Source organism: Sphingobium sp. EM0848 (genome assembly GCF_013375555.1).
Lineage (GTDB): Bacteria > Pseudomonadota > Alphaproteobacteria > Sphingomonadales > Sphingomonadaceae > Sphingobium.
In genome coordinates, this window is sequence record NZ_JABXWB010000001.1 from 3,021,064 (window position 1) to 3,040,514 (window position 19,451).

At 62.8% G+C, this 19,451-nt stretch carries 24 protein-coding genes; 12 read left to right on the plus strand and 12 right to left on the minus strand.

What is annotated here, in order from left to right; translation table 11 throughout:
• Window positions 1-4 precede the first annotated feature (4 nt).
• On the plus strand, window positions 5-919 hold the full coding sequence (locus tag HUK73_RS14710; protein ID WP_176592565.1) for a LysR family transcriptional regulator: 915 nt from the start codon (window positions 5-7) through the stop codon (window positions 917-919).
• A 5-nt stretch (window positions 920-924) separates the two neighbouring features.
• Window positions 925-1,083 carry a hypothetical protein gene (locus HUK73_RS14715; RefSeq protein WP_176592566.1) on the plus strand — a complete coding sequence of 53 codons (159 nt, stop codon included), beginning with the start codon at window positions 925-927 and terminating at the stop codon, window positions 1,081-1,083.
• On the opposite strand, the gene HUK73_RS14720 is transcribed toward HUK73_RS14715, so the two are convergent.
• Window positions 1,069-1,995 carry a LysR family transcriptional regulator gene (locus HUK73_RS14720; protein WP_176592567.1) on the minus strand — a complete coding sequence of 309 codons (927 nt, stop codon included), beginning with the start codon at window positions 1,993-1,995 and terminating at the stop codon, window positions 1,069-1,071. The genes HUK73_RS14715 and HUK73_RS14720 overlap by 15 nt on opposite strands.
• A gap of 213 nt (window positions 1,996-2,208) precedes the next feature.
• Here HUK73_RS14720 and HUK73_RS14725 point away from each other — a divergent pair, with 213 nt between their 5' ends.
• Window positions 2,209-3,171 (plus strand): ring-cleaving dioxygenase, encoded by a 963-nt coding sequence (locus HUK73_RS14725; protein ID WP_176592568.1) that lies wholly within the window; start codon window positions 2,209-2,211, stop codon window positions 3,169-3,171.
• A gap of 256 nt (window positions 3,172-3,427) precedes the next feature.
• Window positions 3,428-3,919, plus strand: a complete 492-nt coding sequence (locus HUK73_RS14730) for an HPP family protein (RefSeq protein ID WP_176592569.1) — start codon at window positions 3,428-3,430, stop codon at window positions 3,917-3,919.
• Between the two features lie 411 nt (window positions 3,920-4,330).
• Here the strand turns inward: HUK73_RS14730 and HUK73_RS14735 are convergent, their stop codons facing one another.
• Window positions 4,331-4,531, minus strand: a complete 201-nt coding sequence (locus tag HUK73_RS14735) for a hypothetical protein (RefSeq protein WP_176592570.1) — start codon at window positions 4,529-4,531, stop codon at window positions 4,331-4,333.
• Here HUK73_RS14735 and HUK73_RS14740 point away from each other — a divergent pair.
• The 5 genes from HUK73_RS14740 to HUK73_RS14760 all read left to right on the plus strand — a co-directional run bounded on the left by HUK73_RS14740 (window position 4,521) and on the right by HUK73_RS14760 (window position 9,150).
• On the plus strand, window positions 4,521-5,393 hold the full coding sequence (locus HUK73_RS14740; protein ID WP_176592571.1) for an OmpA family protein: 873 nt from the start codon (window positions 4,521-4,523) through the stop codon (window positions 5,391-5,393). The genes HUK73_RS14735 and HUK73_RS14740 overlap by 11 nt on opposite strands.
• Window positions 5,394-5,519: 126 nt before the next feature.
• Complete coding sequence (gene recF, locus HUK73_RS14745) at window positions 5,520-6,590, plus strand: DNA replication/repair protein RecF (RefSeq protein ID WP_176592572.1); 1,071 nt, start codon at window positions 5,520-5,522, stop codon at window positions 6,588-6,590.
• A gap of 108 nt (window positions 6,591-6,698) precedes the next feature.
• A complete protein-coding gene (locus tag HUK73_RS14750) occupies window positions 6,699-7,229 on the plus strand; it encodes a CHAP domain-containing protein (RefSeq protein WP_176592573.1) in 531 nt (176 codons plus the stop codon).
• A gap of 86 nt (window positions 7,230-7,315) precedes the next feature.
• The gene (locus HUK73_RS14755; RefSeq protein ID WP_176592574.1) at window positions 7,316-7,993 is read left to right on the plus strand and encodes a CHAP domain-containing protein; all 678 of its coding nucleotides are present in this window, start codon (window positions 7,316-7,318) and stop codon (window positions 7,991-7,993) included.
• A gap of 99 nt (window positions 7,994-8,092) precedes the next feature.
• Window positions 8,093-9,150 (plus strand): IS630 family transposase gene (locus HUK73_RS14760; protein WP_176592120.1). Its coding sequence is split into 2 segments (ribosomal slippage): window positions 8,093-8,578 and window positions 8,581-9,150, totalling 1,056 coding nucleotides; the frame shifts between segments, so codons are not numbered across the junction.
• Between the two features lie 76 nt (window positions 9,151-9,226).
• On the opposite strand, the gene HUK73_RS14765 is transcribed toward HUK73_RS14760, so the two are convergent.
• From HUK73_RS14765 to HUK73_RS14795, 7 genes are all read right to left on the minus strand, one after another.
• On the minus strand, window positions 9,227-9,502 hold the full coding sequence (locus HUK73_RS14765; protein WP_176592575.1) for a DUF3297 family protein: 276 nt from the start codon (window positions 9,500-9,502) through the stop codon (window positions 9,227-9,229).
• 32 nt (window positions 9,503-9,534) lie between these two features.
• Window positions 9,535-10,392 (minus strand): serine protease, encoded by an 858-nt coding sequence (locus HUK73_RS14770; protein ID WP_369805496.1) that lies wholly within the window; start codon window positions 10,390-10,392, stop codon window positions 9,535-9,537.
• Between the two features lie 4 nt (window positions 10,393-10,396).
• A complete protein-coding gene (locus tag HUK73_RS14775) occupies window positions 10,397-10,819 on the minus strand; it encodes a DUF350 domain-containing protein (protein WP_176592982.1) in 423 nt (140 codons plus the stop codon).
• A 101-nt stretch (window positions 10,820-10,920) separates the two neighbouring features.
• Window positions 10,921-11,214: a hypothetical protein gene (locus HUK73_RS14780; protein WP_176592576.1), complete on the minus strand. Its 294-nt coding sequence runs from the start codon at window positions 11,212-11,214 to the stop codon at window positions 10,921-10,923.
• A gap of 117 nt (window positions 11,215-11,331) precedes the next feature.
• Complete coding sequence (locus HUK73_RS14785; protein ID WP_176592577.1) at window positions 11,332-12,573, minus strand: cyclopropane-fatty-acyl-phospholipid synthase family protein; 1,242 nt, start codon at window positions 12,571-12,573, stop codon at window positions 11,332-11,334.
• A gap of 31 nt (window positions 12,574-12,604) precedes the next feature.
• Window positions 12,605-13,357, minus strand: coding sequence for a molybdopterin-binding protein (locus HUK73_RS14790; RefSeq protein WP_176592578.1), 753 nt, complete (start codon window positions 13,355-13,357; stop codon window positions 12,605-12,607).
• Window positions 13,354-14,112, minus strand: coding sequence for a cytochrome b/b6 domain-containing protein (locus tag HUK73_RS14795; protein ID WP_176592579.1), 759 nt, complete (start codon window positions 14,110-14,112; stop codon window positions 13,354-13,356). Before HUK73_RS14795 ends, HUK73_RS14790 begins: the two co-directional genes overlap by 4 nt.
• 292 nt (window positions 14,113-14,404) lie before the next feature.
• Here HUK73_RS14795 and HUK73_RS14800 point away from each other — a divergent pair, with 292 nt between their 5' ends.
• Both HUK73_RS14800 and HUK73_RS14805 read left to right on the plus strand, forming a co-directional pair.
• Window positions 14,405-14,914: an outer membrane beta-barrel protein gene (locus HUK73_RS14800; protein ID WP_176592580.1), complete on the plus strand. Its 510-nt coding sequence runs from the start codon at window positions 14,405-14,407 to the stop codon at window positions 14,912-14,914.
• A 307-nt stretch (window positions 14,915-15,221) separates the two neighbouring features.
• Entirely contained in the window at window positions 15,222-15,734 is a 513-nt protein-coding gene (locus tag HUK73_RS14805; protein ID WP_176592581.1) for an outer membrane protein, read from the plus strand.
• A 53-nt stretch (window positions 15,735-15,787) separates the two neighbouring features.
• On the opposite strand, the gene HUK73_RS14810 is transcribed toward HUK73_RS14805, so the two are convergent.
• The 3 genes from HUK73_RS14810 to HUK73_RS14820 all read right to left on the minus strand — a co-directional run bounded on the left by HUK73_RS14810 (window position 15,788) and on the right by HUK73_RS14820 (window position 18,085).
• Window positions 15,788-16,213, minus strand: coding sequence for a hypothetical protein (locus HUK73_RS14810; protein WP_176592582.1), 426 nt, complete (start codon window positions 16,211-16,213; stop codon window positions 15,788-15,790).
• A gap of 106 nt (window positions 16,214-16,319) precedes the next feature.
• Window positions 16,320-17,579, minus strand: a complete 1,260-nt coding sequence (rlmN, locus tag HUK73_RS14815) for a 23S rRNA (adenine(2503)-C(2))-methyltransferase RlmN (protein WP_176592583.1) — start codon at window positions 17,577-17,579, stop codon at window positions 16,320-16,322.
• 47 nt (window positions 17,580-17,626) lie between these two features.
• Window positions 17,627-18,085: a hypothetical protein gene (locus tag HUK73_RS14820; RefSeq protein WP_218036613.1), complete on the minus strand. Its 459-nt coding sequence runs from the start codon at window positions 18,083-18,085 to the stop codon at window positions 17,627-17,629.
• A gap of 205 nt (window positions 18,086-18,290) precedes the next feature.
• On the opposite strand from HUK73_RS14820, the gene dnaN reads away from it, so the two are divergent.
• Window positions 18,291-19,403 (plus strand): DNA polymerase III subunit beta, encoded by a 1,113-nt coding sequence (dnaN, locus tag HUK73_RS14825; protein ID WP_176592584.1) that lies wholly within the window; start codon window positions 18,291-18,293, stop codon window positions 19,401-19,403.
• The last annotated feature ends 48 nt before the right edge of the window (window positions 19,404-19,451 follow it).

Below are 19,451 nucleotides of genomic sequence, written 5' to 3' on the forward strand. Positions count from 1 at the left end.
CGCCATGCTTGATCTGAACGACATCGGCCTGTTCGTGCAGGTCGTTCGCTTCGGCAGTTTCGCCGAGGCCGGTCGCCGTCTGGGGATTCCAGCCAATACGGTCAGTCGGCGCATTCAGGAACTGGAAGAGCAGCTCGGCGCCCGGCTCATGCAGCGATCGACCCGGAAGCTGAATCTCACCGATGCCGGGCATGAGCTATACGGGAACAGCGCCGCGGCTGTGGATGGATTGCAACAAGCGGGGGAAGACCTGATCGCTGGCGCGCGAGTCCCCAGAGGGTTGATCCGTGTGGCGATGCCCGCAGACTTTTTCGACTTCTACCGGATGGAATGGGTGGCGGAATTCCTGGCGGCCCATCCGCAAGTGCGCATTGACTTTGTCTTGAGCGACGCCGCGGCCAACCTCATCGAAGAGGGCATCGATGTCGCCTTCCGAGGCGCCCAAACGCCTAACCCGAACTATGTCGTGCGCAAGATCCTGAGCCGATCGATCGGGCTGGTCGCCAGCCCCTCCTATCTCGACGCGCACGGGACGCCGGTCACGTTGCAGGACCTGACCCGCCATGACTGTCTGTTCGTGCCTCAGTCCCGGGAATATGCGACCTGGCGCCTCCAACGGCCTGATGGCGTGGAGGAGGAGGTGACAGTCACCGGCCGGGTGACGGTCAACACCGCGCAAGCGATCCGCAAAGCGGCAATCGCGGGTCTCGGCATCGCCTTGGCTCCGATGCTGGAAACGAGCGATTTGAGGGACGGCCGTCTGGCGCCGGTATTGCCCCAATATATGCGCCGTGGTCTCAGCATGAGCGTCGTCTATCCCAACCGAGCGCACCTGCCATTAGCGGTTTCAGCTTTCATCGATTCCGTGGTCGGTAAGATGCGCGCCGAATTGTCGCGCTCGGAGATTCCTGTGCCGTAAGCGGCGTGACCGCAACGATTGCGACCTATGAAAGCCGCCATGCGTTGCCTCTTGTGGAAAAGCGCCTGGTGAAGTGGTGGTTGAACGAGCATGATCGACCCGATTGCTGGATTGACGACGGTGCCGCCTATCTACCGGCGTTCAACGCCCTAGCCGGGCGATGACGGCTCGGCCTCGGGGACCGGGCCGAGCGCGCGAAACCTCGCCAGAATGCTGCGCAGCCAGATGTGGCCGGCATCTTCGTGGAAGCGCTCGTGCCAATATTGCTTCACCTGAAAACCTGGCAGGTTCACAGGCGGCTTGAGGATGCGAACCGCGTCGCGTTTCAGGATGTCAGTGAGTCGCGAGGGAGCGGTGAGGATGAGCCGGGACTGCTCGGCAATATGTGCGCTCAACAGAAAGCTCTCGGCCATGACCGTGATATTCCGGACGCCCACAAGTTTGCTGATGATCTTCTCGACATCCTCGTGGATATGCCCGAGATGGCGCCCATCGACGAGCACATGGCGGGCGGATTTGAAGCGGGCCATGGTGAGGCGGCCCTGCGGAATGAAGCTGCGCGGGACGACGCAGACATAGGATTCCGGAAACAGGCTTTGTTCGAGGACCCCGGCGAATAGCGCAGGGAAACTGCCGATCGCGACATCGACCTCGCCGGATTCGAGTTTCGCGATCAGCTTCTCGCCGCCGAGCGGCACCGCCTTGAAGCGCACGCCCGGCGCTTCCTGCCTTGCCCATTCGACGAGCCGGGGCAGGATGAGCAGATGGCCGACGTCGGATGCCGCGATATGGAAATTGCGATTGGCGGTTCTCGGGTCGAACTCCAGCGCACCGCTCAGGCGTGTCCGATAGAGCTCGAGCGCCTGCGCGACGGCCGGAGCGGCTGAGAGGGCAAGCGAGGTTGGCTCCAGACCGGCATGGGTGCGCACGAAAAGCTGGTTATCGAAATGCTCCCGCAACTGCTTGAGATAGCGGCTTACCGTCGGCTGCGGCATGTCCAGCGTTTCGGCGGCCAGGCTGACGCTTTTCGTCCGGATGATCGCCTCGAAGACCGTGAGGTGCGTGAACGACAGCATTAGCTCTCCCCGGCAGGAGGATGGCCTCCCCAAAATGCTCGATAGGCCGTGGCCGACGGAAAGGCCAGGCATATTCAAAAATCCAATCTGGCTTATTCACAAAGCGACGTGGTGGATGGTGTCCCCCGATGGTAGCGCCTGAGAGTGGCGTGGCGCCGGACAGCGGCTTCGGGGCGCCTCATCTTCTTCCTAAAACTAGTCTGGAGAGCGACCATGGAAACTCATCACATTTCAGGACTGCATCATATTACGCTTTGCACCGGTACCGCGCAGGGCGACATCGACTTCTTCGTGAAGGTGATCGGGCAGCGTTTCGTGAAGCGGACGCTGTTCTACGATGGCAGCATCCCGATCTATCACCTCTATTTTGCCGACAAGCTGGGCACACCAGGTACGGTGATGACCACTTTCCCCACCCGGCGCACCGGCCAGAAGGGCCGGAAGGGATCCAACCAGTTCACCGCCTGCACTTACGCGATCCCCAAGGGGTCGCTCGAATGGTGGATTGCCCATCTGAACAGGCACGGCATCGCGACAGGCGAACCGGGCGTGCGGTTCGGGCAGCGCTATGTCGGCTTCCTGCATCCCGATTGCGGCATTGAATTTGAAGTGCTGGAGGACGAGACCGACAATCGCGAGCCGTTCGACTCGCCCTATGTCCCGATCGAACATGCGCAGCGTGGCTTCCATAGCTGGACGGCCTCGGTGCGCGAGATCGAGGACATGGACATCTTCATGAACAGCCAATGGAACTTCGAGAAGATCGGACAGGAAGGCAATCGCCATCGTTATCGCGTGAAGGACAGCGACACGCCCGGCACGATCATCGATCTGGTGCATGAACCCGACCTGCGGCAGGGCAGCTGGACCATCGCCGAAGGCATCATCCACCACGGCGCCTTCGCGGTTCCGGACATGGATGTGCAAGCGCGCATCAAGTTCGAGACCGAAGGCATGGGCTTCACCGATTTCTCGGATCGCAAGAATCGCGGCTACTTTGAATCCATCTATGTCCGCACGCCCGGTGGCGTGATGTTCGAGGCGACCCACAGCCTCGGCTTCACCCATGACGAGGATGAAGCCACGCTCGGCATGGACCTCAAGGTCTCGCCGCAGTTCGACGATCGCAAGCATCTGATCGAGCAGGCCATGAACGACGATCCGATCGTCGTCTGACATGCGTTCCGGACTCGCCAGTCGAGCCCAATGCGTCCGGATGATCCTCAACAGCGAGGATCATCCGGAAGGCACGCGGACGATGGCAAGGTAGCGCGTTACCATGGGCGAACCTCCCTCGATCTTATCTGTCAGAGACACCAGCTCGTCGGCTGCGTTCCGGGAGGTCAGCCTTGACCCTGCTGCGCTGTCCGCAGTTCGAGACGAGCCTGATCCGCGTGCCATCGCACGGGAATCTCGGCCTGCGCCGCGCACAATGTCGCGCGTCGAGCGCGCGATCCTGTGTGCGCTTGCGTGCGGCACGGTTACCTATGCCGCCATTTGGGCAGGTGAATGGAGCTCAGGAGGGCGGCTTTACCTTGCCTCGATCTTCTCAACGGCTGTCCTGATCTCGACTTCGCCGACCCTGCGTCAGTGCCACCCGGCCAGAATCGTGGTGAGCCATGTCGGCTCGATGATGGTGGGCTTGATCGCCCGTATGTTCTTCCTGCCTACCCCGCTCACCATCGCCATCGCCGTCGGCATCGCGCTTTGCTTCGTGGTCATGTTCGACGCGCTGCATCCACCGGCTATTGCGAATGCCGCGATTGCGCTGGTCGCGCACGAAACCACGCCGGTGCTTCTGGCTCTTGCGGCCATATCGTCATTCATGCTGGCTGCTGCCGCGGCAGCCGCCGCCGCATTATACAACGCAAGCGCCGGCCAACCGTTGGCGCCCGCGGGTTTCTGGAAGAGGCGGCGTCGCTGACCGTTGCAACTTCGTCCCTGACGGACCGGGGGCGCCCATTGCCCGCATGCTGACGCAGGGAATGCTGTTCGATCTCATTCCCCCCCCCCCACCATCGTGATTCTCGAAGCGAGTCACGCGCCTTGTTTCTGCGCTGCGTGCCGAGGCGCCCGTTCCCGACTGGCCCCGGATCGTCATAAGCAGATGTCAAATGAATGTTTCGGAAGGATAAAAGCCGGACTGTTGAATTTTGCCTGTGAACGCAGTCCTGCTCGCCCTGGAACAAATGGCTATCAATTTGAGACAGTTACTCCAAAGTCTATTGGGGCAATCCATCAGGCATGATCGTTCATTTGTGCGGTGCAGTATGCAACGGTTCGTCGCACGAGGCACTCCAATTGCCTGCACAACTACTGACGTGACCCAGGCTGTTCATGTATCAGAAAGGTTAAGCTGAACAGGCAGGATATCCATGGCGCGCACCCGCAGCGCCATGCCGGAGATTTTACGAAGGTAAATGGAGAGGGTTCTGACAGCCGAAAACGCCATCACGCGGACGGTGGTCGGACGAAAAGCTGCGGTGATGCAGGCCCGACTGGTCGAATTTTGAAGGAGTAGCGTGATGAGTGTCATTTCCAAAAGCCCGAAATATCTTTTAATGCTGGCCCTGCTCTCCGGAGCGGCGGCGGGCAGCGTGTCCGCGCAGACGCAGACGCAGGAGCCGCCCTCGGCCGACGTCTCCGCGACATTCGCCGCCCCGGCCCAGATGACCGCAGGCCCTGAAATCAAGGGCTTCATTTCCGCGCGCAGCGGCGACAAGATGCAGGTCACGGCCGCCGACGGCACCAAGTCGGTGATCGTCATCAACGACGCCACCAAGATCAGCGCCAGCAAGGGCTTTTTCGGCCTCAGCCGCAGCAGGCTCGCCGCGACCTCGCTGCTCAACGGCGTGCCGGTCACCGTCAAGACGCTGCAATCGGGCGGCGGCCTGGTGGCGAGCCAGATCAATCTGCAGAACAAGGATCTCAGGACCGCGTCCATGATCCACAACGGCACCGAACAGGGCTTTGCCGAACAGACCGCGGCAACCGAGGCGCTGCGCGGTCGCATGGGCGAGATTGACCAGTATAATGTCAAGGCCACGACCAACGTGAATTTCGACACTGGCAAGGCCGTGCTGTCCGAACAGGCGAAGAACGATCTCTGCGCCGCGGCGACCAGCGCAGAGGGTGTGAGCAACGCCCTGATCCTCGTCGTGGGTTACACCGATTCCACGGGTGGCGACGAAATCAACCAGGTGCTCAGCGAAAAGCGGGCCAGCCGCGTCGTCAATTATCTGCAGCAGGCCTGCGGTTGGAAACCCTATCGCATGCTGACCCCAACCGGCATGGCCAAGGCGGACCCGTTGGCGAGCAACGACACGCCGGAAGGCAAGGCGCAGAACCGCCGTGTTGCGGTGAATATCCTTGTCAGCAAGGCCGTTGACGGTCTGTAAGATGCGCGGGGTGGGCATTGCCCACCCCCGTTTTCCGGGTTTGCAGCAGGCGTGAGGTTGGACGCGCCCGCCTCGCCGAATCGCGAAACGCTTTCCCAATAGCGCCACACTGGCTAGAGCGGCCCGATGATCGGCCGTCTTACCCTGAGCGATTTCCGCAACCATGCGGATGCGCTGATTGTCCCCGATCATGCCTTCATCGTGCTGACCGGCGAGAATGGCGCGGGCAAGACCAACATATTGGAGGCCGTGTCGATGCTGGCGCCGGGCCGGGGCCTGCGCGGCGGGGCCTTGCGCGACATGGTGCGGCAGGGCGGGGCGGGGGGCTTCGGCATCGCGGCTGAAGTGGATGGCGTGATGCTGGGGACCGGCGTGCTGGCTTCGGCTCCTGACCGGCGGCAGGTGCGGATCGGCGGCGTGTCCTCTTCCGCCAATGCGCTGGCGGATCATCTGGCGATCGTCTGGCTGACCCCGGCGATGGACCGGCTGTTCATGGACAGCCCTGGCGGCCGGCGGCGTTTTCTTGATCGACTGACGCTGGCGCTTCATCCCGCCCATGCCGTGCACAGCGCCCGCTATGAAGCGGCGATGCGGGCGCGCAACCGGCTGCTGGCCGACCTCTCCGTCGCCGATCCGAGCTGGCTGAGCGCGCTTGAAATCCAGATGGATGAGCATGGTACGGCCATCACCGCCGCCCGCGCCGATCTGGTCGCGCGCCTCAGCGCCTCGCTGGAGGGGCGGCCCGACCATCCCTTCGCCCGTCCCCTGTTGGCCATGGAGGGGGAAGAGGGCTGCGACGAGCCGTTGGGGCTTCGCCTTGCCCGCGAACGCCGCCGCGACGCCGCTGCCGGACGCACCCTGTCCGGACCGCATCGACAGGATTTGGCCGTCATCCACGCCGCCAAGGGTCAGGCCGCTGCGCTGTGTTCGACTGGCGAACAGAAGGCGTTGCTGCTCTCCATCCTGCTCGCCCATGCCGCGTTGGTGGCTGATCATCGCGGCCAGCCGCCGGTGCTGCTGCTCGATGAGGTGGCGGCTCATCTCGACCCGTCGCGACGAGCCGCTTTGTTCGAACGGCTGCGCGAAACCGGCGGTCAGGTCTGGATGACCGGAACAGAAGACAGTCTTTTCAGTGATTTACAGGAATCGACGCGATTCACGGTAACGGCTGGCCACGTCTATCGTTCCGCAGGTTGACGCGCCGCAACAACGGCTCGTCGCTCGCTGCTTTTCAACTCGTCTGGCGTCTGCCCTAAGACTTTATCACGGGGTTAGTTCCTAAAAAGAAGTCGGGGGTCGCAACGCATGATCGGTGGTTTTCGCGCTTTTGTCGCAGCGGCAACGCTCGCGCTCGGCGCCCTGATCACGACCCCGGCCGCTGCTGGCGTCCTCCAGTGCGCGCCCTTCGCCCGTCAGGTTTCCGGTATCGATCTGCATGGTAACGCCAACACCTGGTGGGGTCAGGCCGAGGGCCGTTATGACCGTGGCCATGAGCCGCGCGTCGGCGCCGTTCTGGCCTTCGCCGCCAGCCGCACCATGCCGGTCGGCCATGTCGCGATGGTCAGCAAGGTGATCAGCGATCGTGAAGTGCTGCTGACCCATGCCAACTGGTCCTATCGCGGTGGTATCGAGCGGAATGTGCGCGCGATCGACGTCTCGCCGAATAATGACTGGACCGATGTGCGCGTCTGGTACGGCCCGATCGGTGATCTTGGCCTGCGTTCCAACGCCGCCAAGGGCTTCATCTACGCGCACAAGTCGAACGACATGCCGGTGCAGATCGCCATGGCTGACCGTGCGACCGCCGGCAGCGACTCTGCACGCGGTGCTTTCTGACATTTTAACCAGTTTCTAAGAACCGCCGCCTAATCTCATCAGCGGTGGGGCGATTCTGACGCTTTTGGGGTCGCATGAAATTGGGAATGATGCGCTGGGCGGCCTTGCTGCTGGCCAGCCTGACAACGACGCCTGTGTGGAGCGCGACCGTGCTGCAATGCGTGCCCTATGCGCGCATCGTGTCCGGCGTTCAGCTCTATGGTGATGCGCTGACCTGGTGGGACCAGGCGGAAAATCATTACAAGCGCGGCCACGCCCCCCGCAAAGGTGCGGTGCTGGCCTTCCGTCCGGTCGGGCCGATGGTGCTGGGGCATGTCGCGGTGGTCAGCAAGGTGCTGGACGGCCGGCATGTCTTGATCCGCCACGCCAACTGGTCGGTGCCCGGCGCCATTGAGGAGGATGTGCTGGCGATCGACGTGTCGGAGGATGGCGACTGGAGCGAGGTGCGCGTCTGGCATAGCCCGACTGGCCAGATGGGCGCGCGGACCAATCCGACCTTCGGCTTCATCTATCCCGACAAGCCGCAACTGCATCCTTTCCGTTCCGATCCGTCGCTGGGCGGCGGCACGCGCTTTGCCGGCATGGACATGACCGGGGACGATCCGGAAGATGGGGGCGTGGCTTCGGCACGCAAGACGCCTGCCGTCGGCCAGCCGCGCCTTGCCATGGATATGCGCGCCATGCGCTATGCCGATGCGACGCCTTCCGTGCGTTCGCTCGGGGACATTATCGCGGATGTGAAGCGCGACGCAGCGTTGCGTTGATACCCGCCTGTAATACCAACGTCCGGAAAGCCTGACTCATAAGGGGTTGCCATGTCCGAGCGGTGCTGATTCAAGGTGGCAAACGAGCTGGAGTTTGTCATGCCGATCCCGCTTCGCGCCGACTTTGACGCTACCCTGGTGAGGGCCGCGGCCCGTAAATCGAAGGATGGCGCGCAAGCGCGGCGATTACTGGCGCTGGCGGCGATCTATGAGGGGTCGAGCCGTACCGAGGCGGCACGGATCGGCGGGGTGACGCTGCAGATCGTCCGCGACTGGGTGTTGAGGTTCAACGCGGCCGGACCCGATGGATTGATCGACCGGAAGGCGCCGGGCCAGCCCTCGCGCCTGAGCGCTGCCCACCGCGCAGCCCTCGTCGAGATGGTCGAACGGGGTCCGATCCCCGCCGTGCACGGCGTGGTGCGCTGGCGGATCATTGATCTGGCTCAGTGGCTATGGGACGAGTTTTCCGTCTCGGTTTCGAGGCCGACACTGAGCCGTGAGCTGCGGGCGCTGGGCTACCGCAAGTTGTCAGCCCGGCCCAAACATCATGCCCAGGATCCAGAGGCAATTGAGGCCTTCAAAAGGGGGGCTTTGCCGCCGAGCTGGACAAGGTCAAAGCGTGCCTCCCGCGGGGCACACCGATAGAAATCTGGTTCACGGACGAGGCCCGGATCGGACAGAAGAACAAGATCACGCGGCGCTGGGCCAAACGAGGGACGCGACCATCCGCGCCGCATGATCAGCGCACCAGCTCCGCCTATATCTTCGGCGCGATCTGCCCGCAGGAAGGCAAGGCTGCAGGCCTCATCCTGCCGTTCTGCAACACCGACACAATGAACCTGCACCTGGCCGAGATCTCACTGGCCGTCGCTCCTGACACGCACGCCGTGCTGCTCATGGACCAGGCTGGCTGGCATCTGACGCCCAAGCTCAACGTGCCCGGTAATATCTCGATCATCCCGATCCCATCGAAGTGCCCCGAGCTCAACCCGCAGGAGAATATCTGGCAGTTCCTGCGTGACAACTGGCTGTCGAACCGCGTGTTCAACTCCCACGAGGACATCGTCGATCACTGTTGCGACGCCTGGAACAGGCTCGTCGAACAGCCCGGGCGCATCATGTCGATCGGCCTGCGCGATTGGGCCCAGGGGTTCTGATCAGTGAATCTTGGTATAAGAGAAAAAAGGCGCCGCCTCGCCAGAGGCAGCGCCTTTTTCAGCTCAGGCGAAAAGCTTATTCGCCCTTTTCGGCGGCTTCGTCAGCGCCCTCGGCCGCATTTTCGAACCAGGCTTCGACCGGGCCGGACAGCTTGATCGTCAGCGGCTGGCCGTGGCGGTCGCGGGTCTTGCCCGCCGCGACGCGGACCCAGCCCTCCGAAAGGCAATATTCCTCGACATCGTTACGGACCCGGTCCTTGAACTTGATGCCGATGCCGCGCTGAAGCACGTCCATGTCGAAAAAAGGGCTTTTCGGGTTGGTGGAAAGGCGGTCGGGAGGGGTATCGCTCATGATAGTTCTGATCCTGTGAATTTCGTCGCGGACTAGCCCTTTGGTCGCCCCTGCGTCAACACTCCCGGCGTTTTGTCCACGTCGCAGAATATCCGGCGGATCACCCCCTGCGCCAGCCAGGATTCGAATCGCGCCTGCGCATCGGCTGCATCCAGGAAGGGATAGGCGACCGGTTGATCGGCGACGGCATGGCTGGCGGTGACGAGCCGCATCATCGCATCGGGCGCGGTGGTCAGGATTCGCCCCCGCCGGTCGGTGGCCGCGCTGTTGACGCCCACGACATGGCCGTCCTCGGCAAAGACCGGCCCGCCGCTGATGCCGGACAGCGTACCGTCGCCCATCGGGATCCGGCTATGTTCGGCCCAGGCAAGGACTGGCTGCGTCTCTTCCCCGGTTCCCCGCCGGGCACGGGCGGCGCCGATCAGTTCGGATATCACCAGCGTCGGCTCCCCGGCCGGGAAGCCCATATGATATCCGACCGATCCCGCCGGGGGCATGCGATCCGACAGCGGCAGGGCGTGGTCGCTCGCCAATCTGCTGCGCACCACCGCCGCATCGGCTTCACGGCTTTCGATCAGCCGCGAGACGGGCCGGGCAAAGCCGCCCGACTCGATGCCGACGCGGGTGCAGCCATGGGTGACATGCTGGGCGGTCAGCCAGGCACCGCCCCGGTCCACGGCAAAGGTCGTCCCCATGCTGTCGGAAGGGGGTTCGTTCCGTTCCTCGATCACGAAGCTCTCATCGCTCCATTGCGGCATCGGGCGGCGGGGCGAGCGTGGGTTGAAGGTTTCGACTTGCAGTGGCGGCGGCCGGGTGACTTCGCTGATCCACAGCAGGGCAAGGATGATGCCGAGCAGCCCGGGCAGACAGCCGAGGCGCGGGCGGTTCACCGGATCATCCCGCGATCGCGCCTGCGGTGAGGCAGGCGATGGCGGTCTTCATCATCGCCAGGAAGATGGCGGCGGAGCGTTCATTGGCTTCGATCCGGGCAGGCAGTTGGCCCAGCAGAAAATCGACGAAGCGAAAGGCGATAAGTTGCAGGATCAGCGTCACGCTGCCCCAGATCACGATGTCCCAGCTATTGACCGATCCCGCGAGGCAAAAGCCCAGCGGCACCGCCAGGCCGATCGCCGCGCCGCCCAGCGAGATGGCGGCGGCATCATTGCCTGCGCGGATCAGCGCGAATTCGTCATGCGGCGTGATCCACATATAAAGCGCCAGCGCCGCGATCCAGGCCAGTGTCGCGCAGGCCAGATGCAGCAGGAAGATCGGCAGGCCCGACAACAGGCTCTGGATGACGGGCATGGGATCGGTCATGGAACGAAGATGCCGCAAGCCGCCCGCCGGTTCAATCGGCGGACGGCGTAACATATCCATAATCCCCCTATGCGTTGAACACAGGGAGGATTTTATCGCTGTCAGTTACAGACGCGCACCCTCACGCGCCGGTCGCGATAATGACTGTAGCGCCATTCGGTCCAGCAACGCTGGCGATAATGACCGCGCCAACTGCGCCGGTCGCCCCGCCAATAACGGCGATCGTCATCGCGCCAGCCGCGGCGGTCGTCCCAGCGGCGATAGTCATCGCCCCGATAGCCGTCGCGATAGCCATAGTCGCCGCCATAATATTGCGCCTGCGCAGGCGCTGCGCCGATGCCCATGGCCGTGATCGCCAGCCCCAGCGCGGCCGCGCCCTTCCACAAGATGTTCATGTCTGCTTCTCCTCACATGCGCGCCCGTCGCCTGAGCAGCGGGGACATGAAGGGGAAGATGCACCGGGCCGACTGAACCGTCCGGGAACGGTTCCGTCAGCCAATATTCATGGTTAATCAGCGGCCTCGCAGTGCGGCCTCGGCCTCCAGCATATAATCGCGGGTGATCGGCAGGGATCGCCGGTCGCGGACATATTGGACCTGGTAATTCACCATGCCGCCATGTTCGAACACGGTCGCCGCGCCTGCCAGATAGAAGGTCCAGAGGCGGAAGAACCGTTCGTCGTAGAGCGCGACGATATCCGCCTTATGCGCCAGCGTCCGCCTGTACCATTCGCGGATGGTGAGGCCGTAATGCATGCGCAGCACCTCGACATCCGTGACCATCAGCCGGGTGCCTTCGCTGCCCTGGATCATCTCCGACAAGGCGGGGATATAGCCGCCGGGGAAGATATATTTCTGGGTGAAGGCGTCGGTGATGCCCGGCCCGTCGATCCGGCCGATGGTGTGGATCAGCATGACCCCCTCCGGGGTCAGCAGTTCGCGGCACTTGGTGTAGAAGGTGCGATAATCCTTGGTCCCGACATGTTCGAACATGCCGACCGACACGATGCGGTCGAACGGTCCCTCGATATCGCGATAATCGATCAGCTCGAAGCGCACATGGTCAGCCACGCCCGCGTCCTGCGCCCGTTGCCGCGCGACCTTCAGCTGTTCTTCCGACAGGGTGATGCCGGTCACGTCCACGCCGCAGGTGCGGTGCAGATAGAGCGCCATGCCACCCCAGCCGCAGCCGATGTCCAACACCTTCATGCCGGGCTTCAGGTGCAGTTTCGCGGCGATATGCGCCTTCTTGTCCTCCTGCGCCTGCTCCAGGCTGATGCCCGTTTCATTGTCGGCGTCGGGGAAATAAGCGCAGCTATATTGGCGGTCGCGGTCGAGGAAGAGTGCATAGAGCGCGCCCGACAGGTCGTAATGATGCGCCACATTGGCCTTCGACCGCGTGCGATGATTGGCGGCCCACAATTTGTGCCGGATCGTCTTGAAGCCACGTTTCAACGAGCCGAGATCGCTGACCGACTTGCCGGTTTCCCAGGCATTGTTCATGCGAACGAGCGAAATCAGTTCCATGATCCCGCCGCCCTCGATGGCCACCCGCCCGTCGATAAAGGCTTCGGCCATGCCCAGGCGCGGATCCTTGATGATGTCGAACGGCACTCGCGCATCGTGGAACTTCAGTGCCAGCGAGGGGAAGCCCGGTTCGGCCTTCCCGACCGTGATTTTTCTGCCGTCATGATAATGGATGGTAAGCTGGCCACGTGTGACCAGCCGATTGATGACCCGATCGAACAGTTTCATGCTGCTACCCTGTCAGGTCATTCCGTTGAGGTCAAATGCCGGCATACCAGTCATATCCGGCATGGTCCTCCCAGAAGCCGCCCTTGCCGTCGCCAATGCCGTCCAGGGAGGTAACCGCCTCTATCCGCATCAAATATTTCGCCTGCTTATAGCCCAATTGCCGTTCGACGCGCAGCCGCAGCGGTGCGCCGTTGGCGACCCGCAAGGGCTGGTCGTTGAGCGCGAAGGCCAGGATCGTCTGGGGGTGGAAGGCATCCATCAGGTCGATACTCTCATAATAGGCCTTGCCGCTGCCCATATCGTCGGCGCAGTGAAAGACGATATAGCGTGCCCCGTCCCGTAGCCGTGCGGCATCGAGAACCCGCTTCAACGCGACACCCCGCCATTTGCCGATGGCGCTCCACCCTTCGACGCAATCATGCCGCGTGATCTGCTGGCGATGGGGGAAGGCGTGGAGGTCGGCCAGCGACAGAGACAGCGGTCGTTCGACCAGTCCGCTGACCCGCAGCCGCCAATCGGCAAAGCCGTTGCGCCACAGTGCCCTATATTCCGGCGTGTCCGGATTGGCGGTGCCATTGGGCCGGAAGAAGGGGGAAATTTGATCGGGCCGGAATTCGTGGGCCAGTGCGTCACGCGCCATCAGGCTGCGCTGCGCCCATTTGTGGAAATTTTCGGCAGAGAACAGCACGTCCCGAAACGCCTCATTGCGTGCCAGCCGGTCGCAACCCGCCAGCGTCGCGGCGGCGCCCAGCACCAGGGTGCGGCGGGTGAGGATCAGGCTCATTCCCCATTCTCCATGCTTGGTTCCGGCACCCGGTATCGCCCGCTGATCATCGACCGGATCTCGTTCACGGGTCCCGCCAGCAGCACCATGAGGATGTGGACGAGGAAGAAGGCCACCAGCGCAAAGGCGGTGATGAAGTGGATCGACCGTGCCGATTGCCGCCCGCCGAACAGCTCGACCAGCCAGGGCCAGGCCGCGTTCATGCCCGGCGACATGGTAAGGCCGGTCAGGATGATGAGCGGCAGCGCGACGAAGATCACGCCGATATAGCTTGCCTTTTGGAGCACATTATAGCGCAGCGCCGCCTCCCCGGTCGGAAAGCGCAGACGTGCATGGTCGCGGATGTCGCGCCAGACATGACGCGGCGCCAGTTCGCCGCGCCGAAAGGCGAGGTCGCGCGTCAGATGCCGCCCGAACAGGCTCCAGAGCATGTAGAAGAACAGCGCGAAGGCGAAGATCGGCGCGGCGGTCAGGTGCCAGTGCCGCGACATCGCCAGATTATAATGCGCGGGCAGGGTGATCCAGCCGCCGAAGCGCTCCAGCTTCAGCCAGGGATGGTCGAAATTCGCGCCAAATTGGCCCCAATAGAGCCGGGGATGCGCGTTGAATATGCCGAGGCCGCTGGTGAACAGCACGTAGAGCAGCAGGGCATTCAGCCAGTGCCACAGGCGCGTCGGCAACCGGTGCCGCAGCACCAGCCTGGGCTGGGCCGGCTTTCGCTCGACCAGGGTTCGGTCCGATGGCGCGTTGTCCATAAGTGACTGTTACTCTTTTGCACCAGTCGGGTCAAAAAGGTCGTTCCTGGGACGAACATGAACGCATGACCTGATTTCGTTCATCTGGGAGCCAGCTTTGGGGGGCATAAGCGCCCCTGTCTGAGGTCAAGTAAATTTCAGGCAAGTTTAAATTCGTATGGATCGATTCCTTGAAGTTTCAAGAGGGATAAGATCAGAAATATTTTAAAGATCAGTCCCTTTTAAAAACCGATTGAGAACATAAATAAATCTCACCCGGTTCAGGGTATCGAATAATAATATGAGGAATATCATGAAGACTGCGATTTTCGCGGCGATTGCTGCTGCCGTCATTTCTGTTCCTGCTATCGCTCAGGACGCTGCGCCTTTTACTGGTCCGCGCGTTGGCGTTACCATGGGCTATGACAAGGTTCAGGGCAGCGACGGCTTCAGCTACGGCGTGTCGACCGGCTATGATCTGGCCGTGCTGCCGCGCGTCACCTTCGGTCCGGAAGTGTCGCTGAGCGAATCCACCGCCGAATTCGGCGGCGTCGACGCCAGCCGCGATCTCGCCGCTTCGGTCCGCCTGGGCTATGTCGTGACCCCGAAGGTCCTGGCGTTCGGCAAGGTCGGCTATGCCAACAGCCGCTTCGAACCCGTCGGCGCCGGTCACTATAATCTGGAAGGCGTGCGCTTCGGTGGTGGTCTGGAATATTCGGTAACCCCGCGCACCTACATCTCGGCTGAATATCAGCGCACCGAATATGAAGCCGGGTTCGGCGGCCGCGACGCAGGCGTTGTCGGCATCGGCTTCCGCTTCTAAGCGAACCCCGCTGTTCAAGGCGGAGAGGGCGGTCCTGCACGGGGCCGCCCTTTTTCGTGCGCATCGATCTGTTGCGGAAAAGCCTCATATATTCATAAAGTTCATACCCAACTTGCAACAATGACAATTGCGTTACATATGCACGCCGTCAGTGACACATATCGCTGAACGCAGGACGGGAAGGGTTCCGATCAAAATCGGTAGTCCAATGGTGATGATAGAATAAGAACGCGACACCACCCGTAAAGAGAACGAAAGCGTCTATCCTGTTCGGGGATATGGACGTTGCTCATGATATGAGGATTATATGAAGACTGTGATTTTCGCAGCGATTGCTGCTTCTGCTGCTGCCGTTTCCGCTCCCGCCTTCGCTCAGGACGCTGCGCCCTTCACCGGGCCGCGCGCAGGCGTGACGCTGGGCTACGACAAGGTCGGTGGCCAGGACGGTTTTGCTTATGGCGTCAGCGCCGGTTACGACCTGGCTGTCGCGCCGCGCATCACCTTCGGCCCGGAAGTGTCGTTCAGCGATTCCACCATTAAGGAAGGCGGCGTTGACGTCAGCCGTGATCTGGCCGCTTCGGTTCGCCTGGGCTATGTCGTGACCCCGCGCGTTCTGGCGTTCGGCAAGGTCGGCTATGCCGACACCCGCTTCGAACTGCTTGGCACCAACTTCAACTATGAAGGCGTTCGTTACGGTGGCGGCGTGGAATTCGCCGTGACCGGCAACACCTACATCTCGGCCGAATATCAGCGCACCGAGTATGAAGACGGTCTCGGCGGCCGTGACGCCGGCGTTGTCGGCATCGGTTTCCGCTTCTAATCCCTCTCGGATAGAACAGGGGAAGGGCGGTCCCATGCGGGGCCGCCCTTTTTCTATGCCCAGGGCAGGGGAGTGAGGTCCGGCTCCACCCATGCGCGACGCGCTTCCGCCGACATTAGCCGTTCGCGCGACCAATAGGCATACAGCCAGTCCTTGTCGGCCATGGGCGAATCCATCAGTGCCGCAAAGGCCTCCGCCGGCGTCACCCCTTCCGGCAAGCCTGTCAGCAGCGCCCGCGCCGCCCGCAACGATGCCTGCGTGATCGTCTCATGATAACCGGACGTATCACTGTTCACGCCCCCAACGCTTTCATTATAGGCCGCGATCATCCCCGGCATGTCGCGTTCCGGCACCAGATCGGGCCCCCGCAGCATCAGCCATAGCGCCGTCGAGAAATGGGCCATATGGGTCCATTCCTCCTTGGGCAGCGTCCGGGCGCAAAAGCCCAGGGCGATCCGTTCCATCTCTTCGTCCGTCATTCTTTTCACCCTTGATACCGCCCGGACGAAACGCACAAGAAAAACCCCGCCGTTCCGGGCGGGGTTTTCGTCTCGCGCCGCAAAGGCGCACCCAATCGGCCCCGCTCTATCCGAGCGCGGCTTGCTTCTCCGCGGCGAGGCGGTCCAGCTCCGCCCGGCTCTTCTTCTCCGACGCGGATTTCAGCTGCCCGCAGGCCGCCATGATGTCCCGCCCGCGCGGCGTGCGCACCGGCGCGCTGATCCCGCCCTCGAACACGATGTTGCTGAAAGCGCGAATCCGCTCGGGCGTCGAGCATTCATAATCCGTGCCCGGCCAGGGATTGAACGGGATCAGATTGACCTTGGCGGGCAGCTTATAGTGACGCAGCAGCCGCACCAGTTCGCGCGCATCCTCGTCGCTGTCATTCTTGTCCTTGATCATCACATATTCGAAGGTGATCCGCCGCGCATTGTTCGCGCTCGGATAGTCGGCGCAGGCCTGCAACAGCTCTTCAATGCCAAACTTCTTGTTGAGCGGCACCAGTTCGTCGCGCACATCCTTGGTCACGGCATGGAGCGACACGGCCAGGTTCACGCCGATCTCCTCGCCCGCCCGCGCCATCATCGGCACCACGCCGGAGGTCGACAAGGTGATCCGCCGCTTCGACAGGGCAAGGCCATCGCCATCCATCACGACCTTCAGCGCATCGCGCACATGGTCGAAATTATAGAGCGGCTCGCCCATGCCCATCATCACGATGTTGGTCAGCATCCGCCCGTCGGTCGTGTACTGCGAGGCATCGTCGGCCTCATCGTCATTGGCCGACGCCATGCTGCCCTTGGGCCACTCGCCCAGCGCGTCGCGCGCCAGCATGACCTGCCCCACAATCTCGCCCGGCGTCAGATTGCGCACCAGCCGCATTGTGCCGGTGTGACAGAAACGGCAGTTCAATGTGCAGCCCACCTGGCTCGACACGCACAGCGTCCCCCGGTCCGCGTCGGGGATGAACACCATCTCATAATCCTGCCCGTCGTCCGAGCGCAGCAGCCATTTGCGGGTGCCGTCGCTCGACACCTGCGCCTCGACCACCTGCGGACGGCCGACGACGAAGCGCTCCGCCATCCAGCCGCGCATGGGCTTGGCGAGGTCGGTCATCGCGTCGAAATCCGTCTCGCCACGATGATAGAGCCAGTGGAACAGCTGTTTGGAGCGCAGCTTCGCCTGCTTCTGATCGAGGCCTGCTTCCTCCAGCGCGCCCTTGATCTGCGGGCGCGACAGCCCCATCAGGTCGACGCGCCCATCCTCACGGGGCGTTACCGCACGCGGCACGGGCACAGGGTCGATAAGGCCGGGAATCGGCATCAAGGGGTTGGCGGCTGTCTGCATGGCCGCGCCCATAGCCGATTTTCGCAGATTTTGAAAGCGGCGCGATTCTAACGCAGCCGCGCGCACCCCAGGGCCGCCGCATCGATCGCCGTCGCCGCCCCGCGCAAGGCATAGGTATCGGCAAAACCCAGCCCGCGTGCATCCCGCGTCTGCACGCTCATGCTGGTGGCCGATCGCATCGCCGCGATGATCGCCGCATCGGCCCGCGCATCGGGCGCCCAGGCATCGACCTGTCCCGCCACCAGCGTAAAGCGCCGGTCGCCCACGTTCAGGATCACCGCCGCATCTTCGGCCCGCATCCGGCTCAGGCGGAAATGCACCTGTCCGCGCACCTGTTGCCGTGGCCAGCTTCCGACCGCCGCAAAGCCCTGCGACTTCGCCGCGACCGGCATGGCGATGGCGTAACAGCGCGGGCCACCGGACTGGGACACGGCCGGATCGCGAAACGCGCCCCAGGCCTCGAACACGCCCAGCGAGTCCCGCGCCTGTGCGGTCGCACCGAACATCAGCAGGGGAAGGGCGAGGGACCACAAGCGTTTCACATCCCCGGCAAAGCGCAAGCCGATCCTTTTTGCAACCCCGAGCGAAACGAAAGGCTCAGCGAATGCTTGCAGGGACCGCAACAGCGGCTATGAAGGACCATCCATCATTGTCGCCCGGATTCGACCGTCTCCGGGCTTTGCGCAGAAAAGAAACGGACAGAACAGGGACATGAAGGCCACCATCGAACGCGCAACGCTCCTCAAGAGCCTCAGCCACGTCCAGTCGGTGGTTGAGCGGCGCAACACGATTCCGATCCTGTCCAACGTGCTGATCGAAGCATCGGCCGACGGCGCGATCAAGCTGATGGCGACTGACCTCGACCTCCAGATCGTCGAAAGCGTTTCAGCGCAGGTCGAACAGCCCGGCGCGACCACCATTTCGGCGCACACCCTGTTCGACATCGCCCGCAAGCTGCCCGAAGGCAGCCAGGTGTCGCTCCACGCGGCCGAGGGCAAGATGCTGATCCAGGCGGGCCGCGCCCGCTTCAACCTGTCGACCCTGCCGCGCGACGACTTCCCGGTGATCGCGGAAGGCGATCTGCCGACCAGCTTCGAACTGCCGGCCGAGACGCTGAAGCAGATCATCGACAAGACGCGCTTCGCCATCTCGACCGAAGAGACGCGCTACTATCTGAACGGCATTTATTTCCACGTCTCGGATGACGGCCAGCCGGTGCTGAAGGCGGCCGCGACCGACGGTCACCGCCTTGCCCGCGTCACCGTACCGCGTCCCGACGGCGCCGACGGCATGCCGGGCATCATCGTGCCCCGCAAGTGCATCGGCGAACTGCGCAAGCTGCTCGATGAGGTCGAGGGATCGGTCCAGATCAGCCTGTCGGCCAGCAAGATCCGCTTTGGCCTCGGCAGCGCGATCCTGACCAGCAAGCTGATCGACGGCACCTTCCCCGATTACAGCCGCGTCATCCCGACCGCCAACGACAAGCTGCTCAAGATCGATCCGCGCAGCTTCGAGGAAGGCGTGGACCGCGTCGCCACCATTGCGACGGAAAAGACCCGCGCGGTCAAGATGACGCTGGAGCGGGACAAGATCGTCCTGTCCGTCACCAGCCCGGAAAACGGCACGGCCGCTGAAGAAGTGCCCGGCGCTTTCCAGGGCGAAGGCTTCGACATCGGCTTCAACGCCCGCTATCTGCTCGACATCCTCAACCAGATCGACAGCGAACTGGTCGAACTGCATCTGGCCGATGCCGCCGCGCCGACGCTGATCCGCGAAAATGATCGCAGCCCGGCTCTCTATGTTCTGATGCCGATGCGGGTCTAATCGACGGAGAAAAGGGCTATTCTGTCGCCGGGCAGGTAAGCTTCTTTC

Bases quoted from the DNA above. Each gene is read 5' to 3' on its own strand.
- HUK73_RS14710 (WP_176592565.1), top strand. From the start codon at position 5: ATGCTTGATCTGAACGACATCGGCCTGTTCGTGCAGGTCGTTCGCTTC.
- HUK73_RS14720 (WP_176592567.1), bottom strand. From the start codon at position 1,995: ATGCTGTCGTTCACGCACCTCACGGTCTTCGAGGCGATCATCCGGACG.
- HUK73_RS14725 (WP_176592568.1), top strand. From the start codon at position 2,209: ATGGAAACTCATCACATTTCAGGACTGCATCATATTACGCTTTGCACC.
- HUK73_RS14730 (WP_176592569.1), top strand. From the start codon at position 3,428: ATGTCGCGCGTCGAGCGCGCGATCCTGTGTGCGCTTGCGTGCGGCACG.
- HUK73_RS14740 (WP_176592571.1), top strand. From the start codon at position 4,521: ATGAGTGTCATTTCCAAAAGCCCGAAATATCTTTTAATGCTGGCCCTG.
- HUK73_RS14735 (WP_176592570.1), bottom strand. From the start codon at position 4,531: ATGACACTCATCACGCTACTCCTTCAAAATTCGACCAGTCGGGCCTGC.
- recF (WP_176592572.1), top strand. From the start codon at position 5,520: ATGATCGGCCGTCTTACCCTGAGCGATTTCCGCAACCATGCGGATGCG.
- HUK73_RS14750 (WP_176592573.1), top strand. From the start codon at position 6,699: ATGATCGGTGGTTTTCGCGCTTTTGTCGCAGCGGCAACGCTCGCGCTC.
- HUK73_RS14755 (WP_176592574.1), top strand. From the start codon at position 7,316: ATGATGCGCTGGGCGGCCTTGCTGCTGGCCAGCCTGACAACGACGCCT.
- HUK73_RS14765 (WP_176592575.1), bottom strand. From the start codon at position 9,502: ATGAGCGATACCCCTCCCGACCGCCTTTCCACCAACCCGAAAAGCCCT.
- HUK73_RS14775 (WP_176592982.1), bottom strand. From the start codon at position 10,819: ATGACCGATCCCATGCCCGTCATCCAGAGCCTGTTGTCGGGCCTGCCG.
- HUK73_RS14780 (WP_176592576.1), bottom strand. From the start codon at position 11,214: ATGAACATCTTGTGGAAGGGCGCGGCCGCGCTGGGGCTGGCGATCACG.
- HUK73_RS14785 (WP_176592577.1), bottom strand. From the start codon at position 12,573: ATGAAACTGTTCGATCGGGTCATCAATCGGCTGGTCACACGTGGCCAG.
- HUK73_RS14790 (WP_176592578.1), bottom strand. From the start codon at position 13,357: ATGAGCCTGATCCTCACCCGCCGCACCCTGGTGCTGGGCGCCGCCGCG.
- HUK73_RS14795 (WP_176592579.1), bottom strand. From the start codon at position 14,112: ATGGACAACGCGCCATCGGACCGAACCCTGGTCGAGCGAAAGCCGGCC.
- HUK73_RS14800 (WP_176592580.1), top strand. From the start codon at position 14,405: ATGAAGACTGCGATTTTCGCGGCGATTGCTGCTGCCGTCATTTCTGTT.
- HUK73_RS14805 (WP_176592581.1), top strand. From the start codon at position 15,222: ATGAAGACTGTGATTTTCGCAGCGATTGCTGCTTCTGCTGCTGCCGTT.
- HUK73_RS14810 (WP_176592582.1), bottom strand. From the start codon at position 16,213: ATGACGGACGAAGAGATGGAACGGATCGCCCTGGGCTTTTGCGCCCGG.
- rlmN (WP_176592583.1), bottom strand. From the start codon at position 17,579: ATGCAGACAGCCGCCAACCCCTTGATGCCGATTCCCGGCCTTATCGAC.
- HUK73_RS14820 (WP_218036613.1), bottom strand. From the start codon at position 18,085: ATGTTCGGTGCGACCGCACAGGCGCGGGACTCGCTGGGCGTGTTCGAG.
- dnaN (WP_176592584.1), top strand. From the start codon at position 18,291: ATGAAGGCCACCATCGAACGCGCAACGCTCCTCAAGAGCCTCAGCCAC.